Origin of the sequence: Proteus vulgaris (genome assembly GCF_016239305.1) — a bacterium.
Taxonomy (GTDB): Bacteria; Pseudomonadota; Gammaproteobacteria; order Enterobacterales; family Enterobacteriaceae; genus Proteus; species Proteus vulgaris_C.
This window is the reverse complement of the sequence record NZ_JAEHOQ010000014.1, coordinates 56,476-76,533: the sequence shown is the minus strand read 5'-3', so window position 1 is coordinate 76,533 and position 20,058 is coordinate 56,476. Positions and strand designations below refer to the sequence as shown.

Sequence of the window (20,058 nt, the reverse complement as noted above, 5' to 3'; positions counted from 1 at the left end):
ATTTTGTTCATTAAAATCCCTGACATAATAACAATTCACGTTTTAGTGGATCGTTAATTGTTGCCGGGATCGTAATCGTACATTGGGTTTTACCACCCCAGATCACGTTTAATGATTCATTGAGGTTAACACCAGCAATATAAACTAGGCCTTCTTCCATCACCATTCCCATATTTTCACCCTTTTTATTAGTGACTTCAGCACCAAACGGAGGGTGTTTTTGATCAGCAGTTTGCAAGATAGCCATTAGACGTTCACCTTGACGCACTGGGAATGTGTAATAACCAATAGCCCCTTCAGTTAATGTTGTGGAGGTGATGGCTTTATGTGTTTCAATATCTGGATCCATTTTATCAACATCGATACGCGCATCAACGTTGTTATAGCTGGTTAAGTCAGTGAGTACCCCAATACCAAATAGATTTGTTGTCGTACTTTGGTTGTTAAACGGCACACCTGAAACACCGTCAGTATCAACCATCATTCGAGCGGTACTTGATGTCATACTGCTACTATGTAATGCAGCCCCATGACGAGTAGCCGTAAATCCACCTTTCACTGTTGCACCTACAGCAACATAATTATCTTGTTGATAGCTTGCATTGGCATTAATTTCTGCATATTGAGAACGGTGTTGATAATAACCATCAGTATTGGCTTTATGGTCTGAACTTAACCCCGCACGGACACGCCATAAATTATTATAATTGCTATTATCAGAATAAGAGGCCATTTGGTTCACTTTTCCGTTACTGTCTTGTAGGCTATAACCTATACTTTTACCACTGCCCAATGGAACTGAAATATTGAAAGAAATACTGTCATCAGTATTTCCTTTATGCTGAGTGCGGAAAGCCGATAAATTAGTGTTAATCTGCTCTATACCCATAATAGAAAAGTTACGGCTTACTGTTACACCATATTGCTCTTGTGTATTTTTATCCCAATAATTTTGATGACGATAAGAAAGATAAAGCGTTGTTGATTTTTCAATATCATCAGCCCAAAAAGTTTTGTTACCTGTAATGGTATACATCTCTTTTTCATAACCATTGTTATTAATATCGTTGTAACGCTCATCAATATATTGAGAAAAAGATCGGAATGTTTTCTCTGAAAAACGGTAGCCTGCAAAAGTAATTGTACTATGGTATTCATCGAATGTTTTAGCATAGTTCAGTTTGAATGACATTCCGTTGATATTTTTATTATCATAGGTTTGGCTATAAGATTGAGTAACATCACCAGAAAGCGTACCTAGACGCCCCATATCGTGGCCTAAACCTAATGACCACGCATTGTAATTTTTAGCTGTTAATAAAACACCACCATACAGAGACCACGTGTTGTTCACCCCCCATGAAAAATCACCTTGATAAAAAACAGGACCTTGCATTTTATGGTTGTTGAGCGATGGCTGACCGATTGATGTGTTATAACGCACTGAGCCAGGACGCGTCATATAAGGTAGATTGGCTGTTTGTACTTGAAATTCGTTTACTTTACCGTTTTGTTCTTCCACTCTGACATCTAATTGGCCTTGTACTGTATCTTGTAAATGTTTAATAACAAAAGGGCCAGCAGGAACAGTAGTTTCATAAATTAAACGACCATTCTGAGTGACGGTAACTTTAGCATTGGTATTTGCAATACCATGAATTTCTGGTGCATAACCTTGCAAAGATGGTGGCAACATTCTTTCATCACTTTGGATGTTGGCACCAGTAAAACGAAAACTATCAAAAACTTGGGAGTTTAAATACGTTTCACCTAACGTTAGTTTAGCTGCTTGATTGGGTAGTGGTTTATAGGCATAGATCTGATCCCAATCAAAACTATTGTTTGATGAATATTCAGATGAATAATTTCCTTGGTATTCAGCACGTAAACGCCATTCACCAAAATTAATACCCGCTTGGCCATAACCTGTCAGCGAGTTGTTATTGTTACCTTTATTAGGACGTGTCGATGTTCCTGTTAAGGTATAGTCAAGTAATATCCCTGATATCCCGGGATCCCATAATTCAGGAGGCGTCCAGTCTGCATCTTCGTATTTCATTAATGAACGAGGAATAACAATATCAAGAATGCCGCCATCATTTTTGATGGAGATACCGGGTAATTGATTAATGTTAAAGCAATCAGGGGAAATCTCTTCGATAAACCTTTGATTTTCTTCGTTAATGGTTAATTTTTTTAGAAGAGAAGGGTCAATACAAGCAACAGAATAATTAGGTTTTACTTCAACATAATTAATGTTTTGGCGAGGAAAATCTCGTCCATTTATACGGATGTCCAGATAGTACATGCCAGGAATAATGTAATTAGAAGTGGCAAAGCGAGATAGATCGACATTATCTCTATCTTCAGCATCTAACATGTGAATGTTAAATTCCACAGAGTCATCTTGCTCGGCTTGAGCGAAAAACGCTAAGCACAATAGCAAAATGGCACAAATGTTTTTCCATATTGTGCTGTGAAAATAAGAAATTAACATGAATAAACGCCTAATTATTAATTAAATAGAAACTAATTAATTAAATAATGAATATTTATTTAATTACTTTTTATTTTTATTTTTTATTAAATTGAAGTGTTTTATCAAATTTAACGCAGAGGAAATCCCCTGCGTTAATGCAGTAATTTATTATTTAATTAATTTAAATAAATAAAACGATTACTGATAATCAACTTGGAAATTGATAACGGCTTGGAACTCACCCGGAGTTACAGCTGCATCTGCTGATTCAGCTTGAACGTAAGCAACGAATGGAATTTTTGAAACACCATTAATTAATTGTACTGGTGTTGTTGCTGTATTCCACTTAACTGATTTACTACCAGCATCCATTAAACCGATACCTGCACCAGAAGCTGAGCCAGAAACGAAAGAAGCTAAGTCTTTGTTTGTTGCATTAACAACGCTTGGTGTATAGCTAACAGTTGCTGTTTTTGCTACGGTAGTATCACAGTCTTGTAATTCGATATCTTTTTTAACGTTACCCGCTTTTTGCATATTTGCTAATGCAGATGTTGGGATTTCGCTGAAATCAACAATAACTGGACTTGAAGAAGCTGCTAATCCACAAGCTGAATTAACAATTTCACCTTTTAATTGAATTTCGCCTTTAGTTGCGCCAACTTTTGGTGTAGAAGTTTCAGCAGTTGCAACAGAATTAATACCAAATACTAAAGCAGCAGCTAAAGCAATTTTACTCAGTTTCATTATAGATAATCCCTTGAAGATCGTGCGTATTATTATTTATGAAAAAATAATATTAATGTCGGAATATAAAAATTGATTTGCATTATATTTCGAGTTGTTTCGAATAATGACTGGTTTATATGATATCAACAAAGGTGTTCTATTTGATATAACGTTTTGTCAGTTTCCGCAAATTTCAGATTTAATCTGGCCTATTCCACATTAATAGAGTTTTGTATAGATTTATTCTTTTTATTACTCAATTTATGGGTAAAAAAGTTTATCAGGCAGATAAATTTAATAGACAATATAATTAACATTACTTTAACTTTATAAAAATTGATATTATTAACATTAGTTTAAGAAAATTAATAAAATCAATTACAAATTATCTTAATACATATAATTCAAAGGGTTATATGTTAATAACGTAGGTATTAGGTTAATTTTTATCGCGAATAAAGTTTTCCCAAAAAGAATAATCATAAAATGAATAATAACTGATGAGATAATTCCTACGTATTTAAGTTAATTTTTTCTTATACTTCACCTATTCTGATAGTCAAAAAAAGACTTTCTGGGCTATTTTAGATACGTTTTACTCATAGAGTGAGTGGTTTAACTAATGAGTGTTACCATTTTTTAACATGGCTTTTTTCCAACTTTGGTTAAATAAAGATAAGAAAAAATGTAACAATTTTTAATATTAAGAAAATATTAAGAGGATATTGATGAGGATAAAAATCTGCTATGGGATATCAGAAATGGCATGATAAAAGTGTTAAGCCTAGAATAAGCCTCTATAAAAGAGGCTGAGCGGTATGTAGTACATCATTAATGACGAGAGGGTTCTTGAGTTAATGTTAATGATGATATCTCTTGATCTGTATCTTCATTACTTTCTTTGTCTTTAGATAGGATCTTGTTTTTACTCTCTTTAGCTTGAAGGTAGCCTACGAGACTCAGTTGATATCGACGAATATTCTCAACGTAGCGATAAGCTTCATGTCCTCTTGCGTAGCCATAAGGAAGGTCAACATAATATTTTTTTTGGCTCAGTAGTGGTAACCTTGATTTTACATCTAACCAACTGTCGGGATCTGCGCCTTGTTGTTCTGTCAGCCTTCTGGCGTCAAGCATATGACCAAAGCCCATATTGTAGGCGGCTAATGCAAACCAAATTTTCTCATCCTCAGGAATAGACTCAGGTAAACGAGAAAGAAGATGTTTAAGATATTGAGCACCACCACGAACACTCTCTTCAGGATCAAGCCTATCAGTGACTCCCATACTTGATGCAGTAGGGCGTGTTAGCATCATAAGACCTCTAACGCCTGTTGGTGACGTTGCATGAGGATCCCAATGTGATTCTTGCCATGCCATTGCCGCTAATAATCGCCAATCAAAGGTATCCGCATATTTCTCAAAAAGAGGTTGATAGTTTGGCAAAATGGAATCAATTGCAGTAATAAAAGAGATAGTGTCGAAGTAATCAAATGAACCTACATGACCAAAATACTTTTCTTCCAATCGTGCTAATACATCTTCTTGAGATAATTGATTAAAGTAATCTAGCATAGCGGCATACAAACTATTATCTTCGCTATCAGATAAATACCATGTAAGAGGACGGCTTTCAGTCACTTCAAATCCTACGGCAACATTAGGGTGAATACGTTGTTGTACCGCAACACTGATAGAGTCGGCTAAGACATAGGTAATTTTACCTTCTGATAACGCTTCAAGTAGCTGAGAGGTTGTTTGATTGTCTGATTCTTCCCACTCAAGCTCGGGGTATTGCGTTTCTTTTAGTGTGCGCAATAAGCTTGCATGAGCTGAACCTGCTGTGACGACAAGGCGCCCATCTAAAGCATCAAAGCTACGTGGTCTTAATGTCCCTTTACGGTAAATTAATTGCTGAGATACTGAAAAGTAAGCAGGCCCACTGCGTGTCGTATCTAATCTCTCTTTGTTATAAAGTAATCCAGCTGCGATAAAGTCTGCTTTATTGTTCTCCAGATCATCAAACATTTGGTTGATATTTGTCCGCATATTAACGACAAGCTTCACGCCTAGATAATCAGCAAAGCGCTTCACTAATTCATAATCGAAACCTACGGGGTCCTTTTTATCGTTCATCGTTATCAATGGTGACGGCATCGTACTAATTCTTAACTCACCACGAGATAAAATCTTATTTATCTGCGCTTTTTGCCTATCGGGCCAAGTAATATTCAACGCAATAATTGCCGCTGAAAAGAGCGCTATGATAACGATAACGAAATAGTTTATCCTTATATTATTCAATAGGTTATTTCTCGTTAACGTTGTTTGTTGTTGTGTGTAAAGTCGTTATCTTAACATGGATAAATTTCCAGTAATCGAGCATTTTGCTTAACATATCGGTAATACGCAACTTGATTACACCAATTAATCATTAAAACACACTAAGTTAAATGCCGTTATTTTGTTCACGCAAACGGTTTCGTCTGAGGGGTTATTCTATTATACTAGGCGCGTTTCCCCTGAATGATTGATCAGGCTAGCTGCTAAAAGAGAGAACTCAATACTATGGAAATCCTGCGTGGCTCCCCCGCTTTATCCGCGTTTCGTATTAATAAATTACTCACTCAATGTCAGGAAAATAACCTTCCTGTACAAGGTATATATGCGGAATTTGTTCATTTCGCAAAAGTGGAAGGGCAGTTATCTGAAGATGACCACATTAAATTAAGCCAATTATTGCATTATGGGCCTTCATTAACAGAGCATGAGCCTGTTGGGGAAATGCGAATAGTGACACCTCGTCCTGGAACGATTTCACCTTGGTCTTCTAAAGCAACCGATATTGCACATAACTGTGGTTTATCCAAAGTGGTCAGAATTGAACGTGGTATCGCTTACTTTATTGAAGGCGATACGATGACAGAAACGCAATGGCAACAGCTTTATGGTTTAATTCATGATCGAATGATGGAAACCATTTTCTTAAATTATCAAGATGTGAATGCACTGTTTGCGGAGCAAACGCCTACACCATTAAAAACGATAGATGTGCTTGCTAAAGGCAAAGATGCGCTTGTTAAAGCAAACATTGAAATGGGATTAGCACTTGCTGATGATGAAGTCGATTATTTAGTTGATGCTTTTAATCGCTTAGCACGTAATCCAACTGATGTTGAGCTTTATATGTTTGCGCAAGCCAACTCTGAACATTGTCGCCACAAAATATTTAATGCAGATTGGATTATTGATGGCAAAGCGCAAGATAAATCATTATTTAAAATGATTAAAAATACGTTTGAGCAAACTCCTGATTATGTCATGTCGGCATACAAAGATAATGCGGCTGTTATGGAAGGATCGGTTGCGGGGCGTTTTTATCCCGATGCTGAAAAAGGGCGTTATCATTATCATCAAGAACCCGTACATATCTTAATGAAGGTGGAAACACATAACCATCCAACAGCAATTTCACCTTGGCCAGGGGCTGCGACAGGCTCTGGTGGTGAAATTCGGGATGAAGGTGCAACGGGGCGTGGTGCAAAACCTAAAGCGGGTTTAGTCGGATTCTCGGTATCTAACCTGCGTATTCCAGGATTTGAACAACCTTGGGAAGAAGATTTTGGTAAACCAGAACGTATTGTGAATGCATTAGATATTATGACAGAAGGACCATTAGGTGGTGCTGCATTTAATAATGAATTTGGACGTCCTGCATTATTAGGCTACTTCAGAACTTATGAAGAACAAGTCAATAGCCACAATGGTGTTGAAATTCGCGGTTACCATAAACCAATTATGCTAGCTGGTGGTATTGGTAATATTCGTGAAGATCATGTTCAAAAAGGGGAGATCACTGTTGGCGCTAAGTTGATCGTATTAGGTGGCCCATCGATGAATATTGGTCTAGGTGGCGGAGCAGCTTCTTCTATGACCTCAGGGCAATCTGATGCGGACTTAGATTTTGCTTCTGTTCAACGCGATAATCCAGAAATGGAGCGACGTTGCCAAGAAGTTATCGATCGTTGTTGGCAGTTAGGCGACGATAATCCTATCTTATTTATTCATGATGTAGGGGCTGGTGGTCTTTCTAATGCGATGCCTGAATTAGTCAATGATGGTGGTCGTGGTGGTCGTTTTGAACTGCGTGATGTTTTAAATGATGAGCCCGGAATGAGCCCACTTGAAATCTGGTGTAATGAATCTCAAGAACGTTATGTGTTGGCAGTATCACCAGAAAAAATGCCTCTGTTTGATGCGTTATGTCAGCGTGAAAGAGCACCTTACGCCGTAATTGGTGAAGCTACGCAAGCGCGTGAATTAGTATTAAACGATACACACTTTGATAATAAACCTATTGATATGCCATTGGACATATTATTAGGTAAAGCGCCTAAAATGTTACGTGATGTGAAATCACAAAAAACAGAAGGTGAGTATCTAGATCGTAAAGATATTGATTTAAAAGATGCAGTTTATCGAGTGCTTCATTTACCTACCGTTGCTGAAAAAACTTTCTTAATTACTATTGGTGATCGCACTGTAACAGGCATGGTTGCTCGTGATCAAATGGTTGGTCCTTGGCAAATCCCGGTTGCTAACTGTGCTGTTACGACAGCCACATTAGATAGCTATTATGGTGAGGCAATGTCGATTGGTGAGCGAGCGCCAATCGCGCTATTAGATTTTGCTGCATCTGCACGAATGGCAGTGGGTGAAGCCTTAACGAATATGGCTGGCAGTGATGTGCAATCACTTAATCGTATTAAGCTTTCGGCTAACTGGATGTCAGCTGCGGGGCATCCTGGTGAAGATGCTGGTTTATATGACGCGGTGAAAGCTATTGGTGAGGAGTTATGCCCAGAGTTAGGCATCACCATTCCTGTTGGTAAAGATTCGATGTCAATGAAAACGCGCTGGCAGGATAAAGATGGAAAAAACAAAGAAGTTACCTCTCCACTTTCTTTAGTCATTACGGCATTCTCTCGTGTTGAAGATGTACGTAAAACGGTAACGCCTGAATTATCGACACAATCAGGCAACTGTTTATATCTGATTGATCTGGGTAATGGACATAATGCATTGGGTGCGACAGCCTTAGCACAAGTTTATCGCCAGCTAGGTCAAAAAGCTGCAGATCTCCGTAATGTAGAACAACTAAAACAATTCTTTAATGTGATGCAACAATTGGTTAATGAAGGCAAATTGTTGGCTTATCATGATCGCTCTGATGGTGGTTTATTTGTCACGCTTGCAGAAATGGCGTTTGCGGGGCACTGTGGGTTAAACGTTGATATTAGTGCTTATGATGAAGATATCTTAGCGGGGCTCTTTAATGAAGAGCTAGGTGGTGTGATCCAAATTAGTACTGAACATCAAGATACAGTTGAATCATTATTTGCACAATACGGTTTAGCAGATTGCTTGCACTATTTAGGTCAAGCAACACAAGATGATGCCATTATAATTCAAAGCCGTGAAACCGAAGTTTATAATGAAAAACGTAGTACGCTACGTCTTTGGTGGGCTGAAACAACATGGCAAATGCAACGTTTACGCGATAACCCTGAGTGTGCTGATGAAGAACATCAGGCAAAACAAGATATCAATGATCCGGGGTTAAACGTACATTTGACCTTTGATCCAAGCGAAGATATTGCGGCTCCCTATATTGCAACAGGAAGTCGTCCTCGTATTGCCGTACTAAGAGAGCAAGGTGTTAACTCTCATGTTGAAATGGCGGCTGCTTTTGACCGAGCTGGTTTTGATGCTATTGACGTTCATATGAGTGACCTACATTCGTCACGGCGTTCATTAAGTGATTTTGATGTGCTGGTGGCGTGCGGAGGATTCTCTTACGGTGACGTATTAGGTGCAGGCGAGGGTTGGGCTAAATCTATTCTATTTAATTCTCGTTTACGTGATGAATTTGCTCAATTCTTTGAGCGCCAAGATACCTTATCACTTGGTGTCTGTAATGGTTGTCAAATGATGTCAACATTATCTGAACTTATTCCGGGAGCGGATTTATGGCCTCGTTTTGTTCGCAACCGTTCTGAGCGTTTTGAAGCTCGCTTTAGTTTGGTCAAAGTAACAGAAAGCCCATCGTTATTGTTGCAAGGCATGGTGGGTTCGCAAATGCCTATCGCTGTGTCTCATGGGGAAGGCTTTGCAGAGTTCCGTCATGCTGAACAATTGGCACAATTAGAGGCACAAAATTTAGTAGGATTACGTTTTGTTGATAATTATGGTCAGCCAACAGAACAATACCCGTTAAATCCTAATGGTTCAGTAAAAGGGATCACTGCTGTCACAACAAGGGATGGACGCTCAACTATTATGATGCCTCACCCTGAGCGTGTATTTAGAACGGTCAGTAACTCTTGGCATCCAGATAATTGGGGGGAAGATAGCCCTTGGATGCGATTATTCCGCAATGCTAGGAAGCAGTTTGATTAATTAGTGGCAAATTATCTTAGTAGTAAATACATAAAGCCTCTACTTTGCGAGAGGCTTTATTGTATTGATAATAAAGGTATTATTTTTTGTTGTGTAAAAACGGCGACACTTGGTAATTAAGTTGTCTCTTTTTGGCGACATTTAAATTATTGAAATATAAGTAGTTATAAAATTTAAGGTAACTCTGTCTGGATATGGAGACAGCTTGGTTACTTTGTGACTAGATAAAAGAGAGACATAAATAAAATATCATAGGAATTTTTTTATTTTTTGTTCTATTTCAGTTATTTAATAAATTATTTTTAAAGTTGGCACGCCTTGTGCATTATATAAATCAGTTGCTCATTCAACTTTTTATGTCGGTCCACAATATGGGTGGGAACATACCACATAAGCCAGGAATGACGCCAGAGTAAGGTGCCTACCGTCCAACATCATGATACTCGTCTTCGGACCTTATCAAACACAGGGCGACACGTGGAGTGAGGCACCACCTTCATTCTCTTTTAGAGAGAAAAGAGATGAAATATTGACGAGCGGAATATCTCAGTAAGATATTCCGCTCTCCCACTTCTAGAGCCTGTCATATTTTCTCGCTTGTGTTTGTTATCCTTACCTGATTTTCTAATGTCGGACTTTTTTCTTGTTATCAAGTCATGTAGCATCGCATTACTCTAATAGGTGTTGAGATGATTTCATTGAAAAAGTGGCGTATTTTTCCTCGTTCTTTAAGACAGCTTGTGATAATGGCATTTTGGATGGTGCTATTGCCTTTACTTGTCCTTGCTTATCAAGCTTATCAAAGTCTCGATCAATTAAGTAATCAAGCAGCAATTACTAATAAAAATGCATTGGCAGACACTGAACGAAGTGAAGTCATGCGAAATTTAGCTATTGAGATGGAAGGAAACTATCGTCGTTATTGTGTATTACGTGATAAGACTGATGACGATATGTACCAACAACGCTATCAGCAATACACCAAACTCTTCTCAACATTACAACAAACCATAATTCCACTTTCTTCATCTAAAGAAGCCGACGTGCTTAATTCTTCACTTGAAAAGCTAAAGTCTATTCAGTGCGAAAGCAGTGAACCTACGAAAGATATGCAACAAGCACTAGAGCAGTTTTCTTATGCCAATAACCGTATTGTGATGCTAACAAAAGAAATTATTTTTAGCCGTGGCGAACAGTTACAAATGGCAATTGCTGAGAAAGGACGTTATTTCGGCTGGCAAAGTCTTATTGTGTTCGTATTCAGTTTGATCCTCATCGCACTATTTACACGAATGATCATCGGTCCTGTTAAGGGGATTGAAAAGATGATCAATCGATTGGGAGAAGGGCGAACACTTAGTAATAATTTGGACTCTTTTCAAGGGCCTCGGGAACTTCGATCATTAGCTCAACGTATTATTTGGTTAAGTGAACGATTAGCATGGCTTGAATCACAACGTCATGAGTTTTTACGCCATATTTCTCATGAATTAAAAACGCCACTTGCTAGTATGCGGGAAGGAACAGAATTATTAGCTGATGAAGTTGCTGGCCCTTTGACGCTAGATCAAAAAGAAGTGGTTTCGATTCTTGATAATAGTAGTAAGCAGTTACAGTTGTTGATTGAACAACTACTTGATTATAATCGTAAACTTTCTGAGGTTCCTCAGCAAATTGAAGAAGTCGATTTAACTCATTTAGTGAATGATGTGGTATTAGCACACAGCTTACCTGCTAGAGCAAAGGAGATTAAAACGATAATTTCACTTAATCTGACAAAATGTCGAGCAGAGGCGACATTATTATCACGAGTTATCGACAATCTCTACTCGAATGCGGTGCACTATGGTGCTGAATCAGGTAATATCTGGATCTCTAGTTATCAAGTTGAACAGAAGATAGTGATTGATATAGCCAATAAAGGAACGCCTATCCCTGAATCTGAACAAAAAATGATTTTTGAGCCCTTTTTTCAAGGTTCTTTACTCCGCAAAGGTGCTGTAAAAGGAAGCGGTTTAGGTTTAAGCATTGCTCATGACTGTATCAAAAGAATGGAAGGTGACTTAAGTGTTGTTCCTTCTGACTATGCCGATGTCTGTTTTCGTATTGAATTACCGCTACTTTCTGAGAATAAATAATGCAAATCAGGTCACAAATACAAGCATCTCCTCCTCATGGGTATAAAAAAATAAATAAACAGATGCTTGGTACTGAACCGTTATCTATGGCTCCTGCATCAACTAGAAAAATCGCATTAAATTGGAAACAGTGTGTCTTGTTTATTATGCTTCCACTGGTTCTTTCAGGCTGTACACCAAAGTCGCTCACTGCGTCGTTAGAACCCGAGCCCGATATACCCGTTGTTAAACAAAGAACAATTGATTACCGTTGGGCAGAATGTAAAACATTAAGTGCTTTTTATGATGAAGGCATTAACAATGCACTTTATTGGTTACGCACAATTGAATGTACGAACCGCATTATGACTACAGAAGCACAACGCCAAGCAAATAGTGTTGTCGTTACAGGTTGGGATGATGCGTTTTATAAAAGCATTTTATTAGAACGTGCTGGTATGACGATAGCTGATCGTCGAACACAATTAGTGTTACTAGAAAGCTACAAACTACAATTTCCAAGCTCTATGCGTGTTTTATTATCGACATGGATTGAAAATCAAACACTCATTCTCTCTTTAGCTGAAGAAAAAAATCGTTATCGTCGTTTAACTACAGAAACAGATAATAAAATAGATACTCTAAGAAAAGAGAATAACGCATTACAGCATGAACTTAATGTCACACTGAAAAAGCTTGAAAGCCTTACCCAAATTGAAAGGCAGTTATCGAATAGAAAACAAAGTGGTTCTGTTGATTCGTTATCTCAAAATGAGGATTTAACAGAGAGTATGGCAACCACTTCTCCTGAAACAGAAAAAACAGTTGTTGAAAAACCGACAGAGAAGCCTGTTTCTACACAATCGATAACAGAAAAGCCAAAGGGTGAGGAAAAAACACCTCCTGCAACAACGGTTAAACCAGAACCTTCAAAACCAGAATCTACTAAACCTGAAGTGGTTAAACCTGAGCCTGTTAAAACTGAAATAGAAAAACAGGATGCTAAACCAACTGAAGCAGGATCTAAATAAGGAGAATGTGCATGGCTGGCCATAAATCAGCAAATCTTTTACTTGTCGATGACGATCCTGGGTTATTAAAGTTACTTGGTATGCGGTTAACAAGTGAAGGTTTTCATATCTTCACCGCTGAAAGTGGGCAAGAAGCACTAAAACTTCTCTTAAAAGAAAAAATAGACCTTGTTATTAGCGATCTACGCATGGATGAAATGGATGGTATGGCATTGTTTGCTGAAATACAGCGTCAGCAACCCGGAATGCCAGTGATTATTCTAACTGCTCATGGCTCTATTCCAGATGCAGTCGCAGCAACACAACAAGGTGTATTTAGCTTTTTAACTAAGCCCGTTGATCGAGACGCACTTTACAAGGCAATTGATGAAGCGCTGGAATTAGTGACCACGGTTTCAGATGAAGAGTGGTCAAAAGATATCGTGACACGTAGCCCACAAATGCTACGTTTATTAGAGCAAGCAAAGTTAGTTGCACAATCTGATGTCAGTGTGCTTATTAACGGCCAAAGTGGGACAGGTAAAGAAGTTCTTGCTCAAGCTATTCATCGTGCAAGCCCTAGAGCCAAAAAACCTTTTATTGCCATTAACTGTGGTGCCTTACCAGAGCAACTTTTAGAATCTGAACTATTTGGTCATGCAAAAGGCGCTTTTACAGGAGCAGTAAGTAGTCGTGAAGGCCTATTTCAGGCGGCAGAAGGCGGTACACTGTTTTTAGATGAAATTGGCGATATGCCAATGGCATTACAAGTTAAATTATTACGTGTTTTACAAGAGCGAAAAGTTCGCCCATTAGGAAGCAACCGTGATATTGATATTGATGTCCGTATCCTTTCTGCCACACATCGTGATTTACCTAAAGCGATGGAACGTAATGAATTTCGTGAAGATTTGTTTTATCGTTTAAATGTGGTGAATTTACGAATTCCGACATTAAGTGAGAGAGCTGAAGATATTCCTGTTCTTGCAAATCATCTATTACGTGAATCAGCTAAACGTCATAAGCCTTTTGTCCGAAGTTTTTCCACTGATGCTATGAAATGCTTAATGACAGCAAGTTGGCCCGGAAATGTGCGTCAATTAGTTAACGTGATTGAACAATGTGTCGCTTTAACGACAGCTCCAGTTATTAGTGAAGCTTTAGTGACACAAGCTTTGCAAGGTGAAAATACCGCTTTACCCACTTTTGCTGAGGCAAGAGGGCATTTTGAAATGACTTATTTGAGAAAGTTACTGCAAATGACGAAAGGCAATGTGACTCAAGCCGCACGTATGGCAGGACGCAATCGAACTGAGTTTTACAAATTGTTATCTCGTCATGAGCTAGATGCGAATGATTTTAAAGAATAACCTTTTCAGATAACGAATATATTTTTAAACTAGCTTTCCTTTAATGCGAAAGATAGCGGAGAGACTAATTTTTATGAGTCGTAAATTAAAACTCGCAATGGCCCAACTCAATTGGGTTGTTGGCGATATAGAAGGTAACTGTGAACGCATGTTATCTACCGTTAAAGCGCAAGAAGAGGCTGATCTGGTCATGTTTTCTGAGCTTGCTTTGTGCGGTTACTCTCCTGAAGATCTGCTATTTCGTCCTGATTTCCAGCAACGTTGTGAAACACAACTTACACGTTTAGAACAAGCAAGTAAAAAAACAGCGATTGTTGTGGGACATCCTTGGTGGCAAAACGGCAAAATTTATAACGCACTCTCATTTTTCTATAAAGGTGAGTTACAAGCACGTTATTTTAAACAGCAATTACCTAATTACGGTGTGTTTGACGAAAAACGCTATTTCCAACAAGGAAATGAGCGTTGTGTTGTGCCATTTAAAGGTTACCACTTAGGTTTGTTAATTTGTGAGGATATCTGGATTAATGAGCCTATTGATGCATTAAAACAAGCAGGTGCAGATCTTGTTTTATCTATAAACGCCTCACCATATAACCGTGAAAAACCCCATGTTCGTACACAGTTAATTAAAGAACATTGCCAAAGAACGCACCTTCCCGTGATCTATCTTAATCAAATTGGTGGTCAAGATGAGTTGGTCTTTGATGGTTGTTCTAAAGTATTTGATGAAAGAGGCACGATCACTCATCGTTTAGTTGCATTTGATGAGCAAACAGCAATTGTAGAGCTTGATGAATTAACCATTATCCCGATGGTGGATCCAGCGCCAGAACTTTCACCTTTAGCACAAGTTTATCAAGCATTAGTGCTTGCAACGCGTGATTATGTCACTAAAAATGGTTTTAAAGGGGCAATTCTCGGGTTATCTGGTGGGATTGATTCTGGATTAACGGTTGCTATTGCTGCTGATGCATTAGGAAAAGAGAGTGTTCAAGCAGTCATGATGCCATTTCGTTATACTTCCGAAATGAGTATTCATGATGCCAAAGAACAAGCAGATCTATTAGGTGTTGAGTTCGATACGGTGTCTATTGAACCAATGTTTGATGCCTTTATGGCACAGCTAGCACCAATGTTTAAAGATACTGCTGCTGATACTACAGAAGAAAATCTACAGGCTCGTTGTCGCGCAGTGATCTTGATGGCGATGTCGAATAAACGCCGTCGCTTAGTGCTCACCACAAGCAATAAAAGTGAATCCGCTGTGGGATACTCGACATTGTATGGTGATATGGCGGGGGGCTTTGATGTGTTAAAAGATGTCCCTAAAACATTGGTTTTTGAACTTTCTAAGTATCGTAATACACTTTCACCGGCTATTCCTCAACGTGTGATTGATAGACCACCATCAGCAGAGCTGGCGCCGGGACAAACTGACCAAGATAATTTACCACCTTATGACATTTTGGATGCTATTCTTGAAGGTTATGTTGAACAGGATAAATCTATTTCTGATTTAGTTGCCACTGGATTTGATGAAGCAACAGTCCGTAAAGTGATAAAATTAGTCGATATTAATGAATACAAGCGGCGTCAAGCCCCTGTAGGGCCACGTATTACAAGTCGTAATTTTGGTAAAGATCGCAGATACCCAATAACAAGCGGTTTTGGTCGCCACAACTGGTAATAGCAGGATAATACGATGAAAAAAATTGAAGCGATAATTAAGCCGTTTAAGTTAGATGATGTAAGAGAAGCGCTTGGTGAAGTCGGTATCACGGGAATGACCGTAACTGAAGTGAAAGGTTTTGGTCGCCAAAAAGGGCATACTGAGCTTTATCGCGGTGCAGAATACATGGTCGATTTTTTACCTAAAGTAAAAATTGAAATTGTTGTTGCTGACGAAATTGTTGAAACTTGCGTTGATACAATTATGACAACAGCACAAACAGGTAAAATTGGTGACGGTAAGATTTTTGTTTTTGATGTGAATCGTGTTATTCGTATTCGTACTGGCGAGCAAGACGAAGAAGCTATTTAATTATTGATTAAGCTTAATCCAAATCGTTACATTATTTATTTTTATTAAAGCCCGATATTTTTAATCAAAATATCGGGCTTTTTCTTTTTCTTGCGCATAATTATTTTTTTTATGTTTTACCTAAAATGCTATTTATATCTTATTCAAGTCTATTGATGATTGTTAACAATTTATTTTACTATTTTTTATAAATATTAAGGCACAAAATGTTATTCAATAACTTTTAAGTAAGTTATTATCATCTATATTAAAAAATCATTAAGGTGTGGGAAGAATAATGTTTAATTATTTATTAAAGCGTCTTGCTTTATTTTTATGTGCGGCAGTGTTAATTGCTATCACTACGGGATTTATTTTTCTTGATATTTTGGTTCTTGATAATGGCATTTCAGAAACGTCAGTAACTGAATTGGGTCAAGAAATTATTGTCGCAATGATTTGCTTATTCTTTTTTGTTAAAGCGTGTCAAGAAAGTGAACAACGGGGAGCGTTCACTCTAATTATGGGCTTTTTCCTGTGTATTTTAATTCGTGAGTTAGATGGTGTATTTGATCAGATTGCACACGGATCTTGGGTTTGGTTCGCGTTGACAGTGACGTTTGTCTGTATTGCCATTGCGATTAGAGAAGGTAAGAGAACATTAAAAGGCTTAATTCACTTTATTACTCATCCAAGCCATGGAATGTTAGTTGCTGGCTTATTATGTATTTTGTTGTTCTCTCGTCTATTTGGTATGGGAATACTATGGAATAAACTATTAGGTGAGGATTATAACCGCGCTGTTAAAAACATGGTGGAAGAGGGCAGTGAATTATTTGGTTATACACTTTGTCTAATTAGTGTTATTTGGTACGGTTTTTCTGCTAAAGATCATGTTATTCCCACTGCGATTGAAAATAAATACTGACCATAAAAATAGCATGATATAAATAACAAAAGCGCTGATAAATATAACTCTATCAGCGCTTTTTATTTATTCTATTTTAAAGCTTAGTCTTAATGGCTTGATTATTTATTGATTATAAATCTTGCATAATAACAGCATGAGGACCAAAACATTCATAATGCAGTTTTTCACGATTAATACCTAATTCAATAAGTTGTTTTGCAACAGATTGCATAAAAGGTAATGGCCCACAAAAATAGAAATGCATATCAGGAATGCTTATCCAATCTTCAACTTGTTTTAATGTCATTAGACCTTCAAATTGATATTCTTTATTTTGTACATCTTCAGGCCGTGGTGTGCGATACCAAACTGCTTGTTGATAATGTGGAATTTGGCTACCGACTTGATGAATTTCACCTTTAAAGGCATGAACACCACCATGTTCAGCAGCATGTAACCAATTGACATTGGCTTGATGAGCCGAAAGTGTGTGTAACATTGATAGCATGGGGGTTAAACCCACACCCGCTGAAATTAATGTAACAGGTGTTGTTGGTGATACCTCTAAATAGAAATCCCCCCCTGGTGCGGCGACTTGTAAAACATCCCCTTCTTGAATATGGTCATGAAGAAAATTCGATAAAATACCTTTCTCTTCGCGTTTTACCGCGATGCGATAGGTTTTATTATTTGACGATTGAGTTAATGAATATTGACGTATTTCTTGGTTTTCAAGACGTTCATCACGGATATAAATGCTTAAATATTGCCCTGCTTGATAAGGCGTAATATCAAGGCCGTTTTCAGGTGCTAATTCAAAGCTGGTGATGACATCACTTTGTTTTACTTTATGTGTGACTTTAAAAGCTCGCAATCCCCTCCAACCACCACTTGTTTGTTCTTTTTGTTGATAAATTTGTTCTTCACGACTAATAAAGACATCCGCTAATACTTGATAAGCAGCTCCCCAAGCGTCTAACACTTCTTGCCCTGGGTTAAACATTTCATCAATTGTAGCCAATAAATTTTCACCTACGATGGGATAGTGTTCAGGAAGAATATTTAAACTGGTGTGTTTTTGTGCGATTTTTTCAACGGCCGGTAAGATTGTAGATAAATTTTCAATATTGGTTGCATAAGCGCATATAGCATTAAATAAGGCTTCACGTTGAGCACCATTACTTTGGTGGCTCATGGTGAAGATATCTTTTAGCTCAGGATGACGAGAGAACATTCGATCATAAAAATGTGCGGTTAATGCAGGGCCTGTTTTAGCAATAAGAGGAATTGTTGATTTAATCGTCGCGATAGTTTGTGCATCTAACATAATTGCTCCTGAAAAATTTTCAGTTTATTGTGAATTTTTATAAATTGCATTTTATATGCAACTTATCTCTTTTTGATTATTTTGTAAATAATTGTTTTTATTTTTTAACAAAAAATCTCAAATCTTAGAGAATGATGCGGGACGTTTGCATAATAAGGCGAGATGTGCCTCAAAAAGAGGAATAAGCACAGGATAAAATGAGGTTGTTAAAAAGTAATAAGGTACTGTTATAATTGAATGGCAAACGATTGCGTATTTTTTCATTAGGGGCTATCTCAATGAAGAAAAAGAGTTTACACTGTATGCCATTCTTTCTCCCGTATGGGAGTTTGTCTTTAGTGAAGTTAGCTGAGTCAGGAGATCTGAATGTTAAAACGTGAAATGAATATTGCTGATTACGATCCAGAATTATGGAATGCAATGGAAGGTGAAGTGACTCGTCAAGAAGAGCACATCGAACTTATTGCTTCTGAAAACTATACCAGTCCTCGTGTTATGCAGGCGCAGGGATCTCAGCTGACAAATAAATATGCTGAAGGCTATCCGGGAAAACGCTACTACGGCGGTTGTGAGTATGTGGATGTTGTAGAGCAACTGGCAATCGATCGTGCAAAAGCATTATTTGGTGCTGACTATGCTAACGTACAACCTCACTCAGGTTCACAAGCGAATGCTGCTGTTTATATGGCATTGTTAAAACCGGGTGATACAGTTTTAGGTATGAACCTAGCACAAGGCGGTCACTTAACTCATGGTTCACCAGTTAACTTCTCTGGTAAGCTATATAATATCGTACCTTATGGCATTGATGAATCAGGTAAAATTGATTACGAAGATATCGCAATTCAAGCTAAAAAACATCAACCAAAAATGATTATTGGTGGCTTCTCTGCTTATTCTGGTTTGGTTGATTGGGCGAAAATGCGTGAAATTGCTGATAGCATTGGTGCTTACCTGTTTGTTGATATGGCACACGTTGCGGGGATGATTGCTGCGGGTGTTTATCCTAACCCCGTTCCTCATGCTCACGTAGTTACAACAACAACTCATAAAACATTAGCTGGCCCACGTGGTGGTCTTATCCTTGCTAAAGGTGGAGATGAAGAGTTCTACAAAAAACTGAACTCAGCAGTATTCCCTGGCTCTCAAGGTGGCCCTTTAATGCACGTTATCGCGGGTAAAGCGGTTGCATTAAAAGAAGCAATGGAACCAGAATTTAAAGTTTATCAGCAACAAGTTGCTAAAAACGCGAAAGCAATGGTAGACGTTTTCTTAGAACGCGGTTATAAAGTAGTGTCTGGCGGAACTGAAAACCACCTGTTTTTATTAGACTTAGTTGATAAAGATATTACGGGTAAAGATGCAGATGCAGCGCTCGGTCGTGCAAATATCACTGTTAACAAAAACAGTGTGCCAAATGATCCACGTAGTCCATTTGTCACTTCAGGTGTTCGTATCGGTTCTCCAGCAATTACACGCCGTGGTTTTAAAGAAGCGGAAGCTCGTAAATTAGCCGGTTGGATGTGTGATGTCCTTGATGATATCAATGATGAAGCGAACATTGAGAATGTGAAACGAGATGTCTTGGATATCTGCGCTAAATTTCCAGTTTACGCATAAGTTTGTAACGATAT

The 20,058-nt window shown here is 38.0% G+C and carries 12 protein-coding genes; 8 read left to right on the top strand and 4 right to left on the bottom strand.

The features are described from left to right. Nucleotides 1-10: 10 nt before the first annotated feature. The 3 genes from JEP40_RS11625 to mltF all read right to left on the bottom strand — a co-directional run bounded on the left by JEP40_RS11625 (nucleotide 11) and on the right by mltF (nucleotide 5,512). Nucleotides 11-2,497, bottom strand: coding sequence for a fimbria/pilus outer membrane usher protein (locus JEP40_RS11625; protein ID WP_198623675.1), 2,487 nt, complete (start codon nucleotides 2,495-2,497; stop codon nucleotides 11-13). A gap of 180 nt (nucleotides 2,498-2,677) precedes the next feature. Continuing rightward, nucleotides 2,678-3,226, bottom strand: coding sequence for a fimbrial protein (locus JEP40_RS11620; RefSeq protein ID WP_198623674.1), 549 nt, complete (start codon nucleotides 3,224-3,226; stop codon nucleotides 2,678-2,680). A gap of 813 nt (nucleotides 3,227-4,039) precedes the next feature. Next, on the bottom strand, nucleotides 4,040-5,512 hold the full coding sequence (gene mltF, locus JEP40_RS11615; RefSeq protein ID WP_198623673.1) for a membrane-bound lytic murein transglycosylase MltF: 1,473 nt from the start codon (nucleotides 5,510-5,512) through the stop codon (nucleotides 4,040-4,042). 264 nt (nucleotides 5,513-5,776) lie between these two features. Between mltF and purL the strand changes: the two genes are divergently transcribed. From purL to JEP40_RS11580, 7 genes are all read left to right on the top strand, one after another. Next, nucleotides 5,777-9,667, top strand: a complete 3,891-nt coding sequence (gene purL, locus JEP40_RS11610) for a phosphoribosylformylglycinamidine synthase (RefSeq protein ID WP_198623672.1) — start codon at nucleotides 5,777-5,779, stop codon at nucleotides 9,665-9,667. A 689-nt stretch (nucleotides 9,668-10,356) separates the two neighbouring features. Further along, on the top strand, nucleotides 10,357-11,805 hold the full coding sequence (locus JEP40_RS11605) for a sensor histidine kinase (RefSeq protein ID WP_198623671.1): 1,449 nt from the start codon (nucleotides 10,357-10,359) through the stop codon (nucleotides 11,803-11,805). Then, entirely contained in the window at nucleotides 11,805-12,815 is a 1,011-nt protein-coding gene (gene qseG, locus JEP40_RS11600; protein ID WP_232799262.1) for a two-component system QseEF-associated lipoprotein QseG, read from the top strand. The genes JEP40_RS11605 and qseG overlap by 1 nt, the downstream gene beginning before the upstream one ends. 11 nt (nucleotides 12,816-12,826) lie before the next feature. Next, a complete protein-coding gene (glrR, locus tag JEP40_RS11595; RefSeq protein ID WP_087803278.1) occupies nucleotides 12,827-14,164 on the top strand; it encodes a two-component system response regulator GlrR in 1,338 nt (445 codons plus the stop codon). Nucleotides 14,165-14,237: 73 nt separating this feature from the next. After that, nucleotides 14,238-15,854 (top strand): NAD+ synthase, encoded by a 1,617-nt coding sequence (locus tag JEP40_RS11590; protein WP_198623670.1) that lies wholly within the window; start codon nucleotides 14,238-14,240, stop codon nucleotides 15,852-15,854. Between the two features lie 15 nt (nucleotides 15,855-15,869). Continuing rightward, nucleotides 15,870-16,208: a nitrogen regulatory protein P-II gene (gene glnB / locus JEP40_RS11585; protein ID WP_109392985.1), complete on the top strand. Its 339-nt coding sequence runs from the start codon at nucleotides 15,870-15,872 to the stop codon at nucleotides 16,206-16,208. Nucleotides 16,209-16,485: 277 nt separating this feature from the next. After that, nucleotides 16,486-17,115: a hypothetical protein gene (locus JEP40_RS11580; RefSeq protein ID WP_232799261.1), complete on the top strand. Its 630-nt coding sequence runs from the start codon at nucleotides 16,486-16,488 to the stop codon at nucleotides 17,113-17,115. 112 nt (nucleotides 17,116-17,227) lie between these two features. Here JEP40_RS11580 and hmpA read toward each other — a convergent pair whose 3' ends face one another. Continuing rightward, nucleotides 17,228-18,424: an NO-inducible flavohemoprotein gene (gene hmpA / locus JEP40_RS11575; RefSeq protein WP_198623668.1), complete on the bottom strand. Its 1,197-nt coding sequence runs from the start codon at nucleotides 18,422-18,424 to the stop codon at nucleotides 17,228-17,230. A 366-nt stretch (nucleotides 18,425-18,790) separates the two neighbouring features. Here hmpA and glyA point away from each other — a divergent pair, with 366 nt between their 5' ends. Next, nucleotides 18,791-20,044 carry a serine hydroxymethyltransferase gene (gene glyA / locus JEP40_RS11570; RefSeq protein ID WP_198623667.1) on the top strand — a complete coding sequence of 418 codons (1,254 nt, stop codon included), beginning with the start codon at nucleotides 18,791-18,793 and terminating at the stop codon, nucleotides 20,042-20,044. Nucleotides 20,045-20,058: the final 14 nt, after the last annotated feature.

Coding starts and splice junctions, on each gene's coding strand:
- glnB (WP_109392985.1), top strand. CDS start 15,870: ATGAAAAAAATTGAAGCGATAATTAAGCCGTTTAAGTTAGATGATGTA.
- qseG (WP_232799262.1), top strand. CDS start 11,805: ATGCAAATCAGGTCACAAATACAAGCATCTCCTCCTCATGGGTATAAA.
- JEP40_RS11605 (WP_198623671.1), top strand. CDS start 10,357: ATGATTTCATTGAAAAAGTGGCGTATTTTTCCTCGTTCTTTAAGACAG.
- JEP40_RS11590 (WP_198623670.1), top strand. CDS start 14,238: ATGAGTCGTAAATTAAAACTCGCAATGGCCCAACTCAATTGGGTTGTT.
- JEP40_RS11625 (WP_198623675.1), bottom strand. CDS start 2,497: ATGTTAATTTCTTATTTTCACAGCACAATATGGAAAAACATTTGTGCC.
- purL (WP_198623672.1), top strand. CDS start 5,777: ATGGAAATCCTGCGTGGCTCCCCCGCTTTATCCGCGTTTCGTATTAAT.
- hmpA (WP_198623668.1), bottom strand. CDS start 18,424: ATGTTAGATGCACAAACTATCGCGACGATTAAATCAACAATTCCTCTT.
- glrR (WP_087803278.1), top strand. CDS start 12,827: ATGGCTGGCCATAAATCAGCAAATCTTTTACTTGTCGATGACGATCCT.
- glyA (WP_198623667.1), top strand. CDS start 18,791: ATGTTAAAACGTGAAATGAATATTGCTGATTACGATCCAGAATTATGG.
- JEP40_RS11620 (WP_198623674.1), bottom strand. CDS start 3,226: ATGAAACTGAGTAAAATTGCTTTAGCTGCTGCTTTAGTATTTGGTATT.
- JEP40_RS11580 (WP_232799261.1), top strand. CDS start 16,486: ATGTTTAATTATTTATTAAAGCGTCTTGCTTTATTTTTATGTGCGGCA.